Raw genomic sequence first — 1,375 nt, forward strand, 5'->3', positions numbered from 1 at the left:
CGGGCCCGCCATGCGGCCGTCCGACGGGCCGGCGAAGGGCTCGCCCCGGCCCGTCGGGCTCAGTCGATGGGGATCTCCGCCCACACCTGCTTGCCGCCGCTGACCGGGACGCTGCCCCAGGCCGAGGACACGGCCTCGACGAGGAGGATGCCGCGGCCTCCGGTGGCCTCCCAGCCGATGATGGTGGGCTTCATCGGCGTGCGGGGTGAGGAGTCCGCCACGGCGACGCGCAGACGGTCGGCCAGGAGAGTGAGATCGAGGCGGACCCGGCCGTCGGTGTGGACGAGGGCGTTGGTGACGAGCTCGGAGACGACGAGCAGCACGGTGTCGGCCGTGGACTCGACGTCCCACCGGCGCAGGACGCGCCGGGTGTAGCGGCGGGCCTGCCCGACCGCCTGGGGGACGCGCCACACGCTCCAGTTCTCGCGCTGGGGGCGCAGGGCCATGCCGTCGTAGCGCACGAGGAGCAGGGCCACGTCGTCGTCGCGGTTGGCGCCGCTCAGCAGGGTGTCGGCGACCACGCCGAGGTGGGCGGGGTCTGCGGCGGACAGTTCGGCGGCCAGGTGGTCGAGGCCGTCCTCCACGTCGACGTCGGAGGACTCGACGAGGCCGTCCGTGGTGAGGGCCAGCAGGGTGCCGGGGGCCAGTCGCAGGGGGCTCATCGGGAAGTCGGCCCGCATGACGACGCCGAGCGGGGGCCCGCCCTCGGACTCGCTGATCTCGGTGGTGCCGTCCGGGTGACGCAGCACCGGGGGGATGTGTCCGGCGCGCACGTACCAGGCGGAACCCTCCTCCATGTCGATGTCGACATAGCAGCAGGTGGCGAAGAGGTCGGTCTCCATGTCCACGAGGAGCCGGTTGGCATGCGAGACGACGACGTCCGGGGGGTGTCCCTCGACGGCATAGGCGCGCAGGGCGGTGCGCATCTGGCCCATGAGGGTGGCGGCGCCCGCGTTGTGGCCCTGGACGTCGCCGATGACGAGGGCCACGTGGTTGTCCGGCAGGGGGATGACGTCGTACCAGTCGCCGCCGACCTCCAGACCGGCGGTGGTGGGCAGATAGCGGGCGACGGCGACCGCGCCGGGCAGCTGGGGCAGGCGGCGTGGGAGGAGGGTGCGCTGGAGCATGCCGATGAGTTCGTGTTCGGCGTCGAAGGCGTGGGCGCGCATCAGGGCCTGCCCGGCGAGGCCCGAGGCGGCGGTGAGCAGGGCGCGCTCCTCGGGGCCGAAGTCGTGGGGGTTGTCCCAGCCGATCAGACAGGCCCCGGCCATGCGGCCCCCGGCGGGCAGCGGAAGGACGGCCAGGCCGCCGGGGCCGACGTCGGCGAGGGCCGGCTCCAGGTCCGCCCCGGCGGGCCAGATCCCGGCGCGTCCCT

Annotated in this window: 1 protein-coding gene; it reads right to left on the reverse strand. The window is 74.3% G+C overall.

Translation table 11 applies throughout. The features are described 5' to 3' along the window. Positions 1 to 59 precede the first annotated feature (59 nt). The coding region (locus AWZ10_RS01065; protein WP_159058189.1) for an ATP-binding SpoIIE family protein phosphatase at positions 60 to 1,375 on the reverse strand (1,316 nt) is incomplete at its 5' end.

Source organism: Streptomyces europaeiscabiei (genome assembly GCF_001550375.1).
Taxonomy (GTDB): domain Bacteria; phylum Actinomycetota; class Actinomycetes; order Streptomycetales; family Streptomycetaceae; genus Streptomyces; species Streptomyces europaeiscabiei.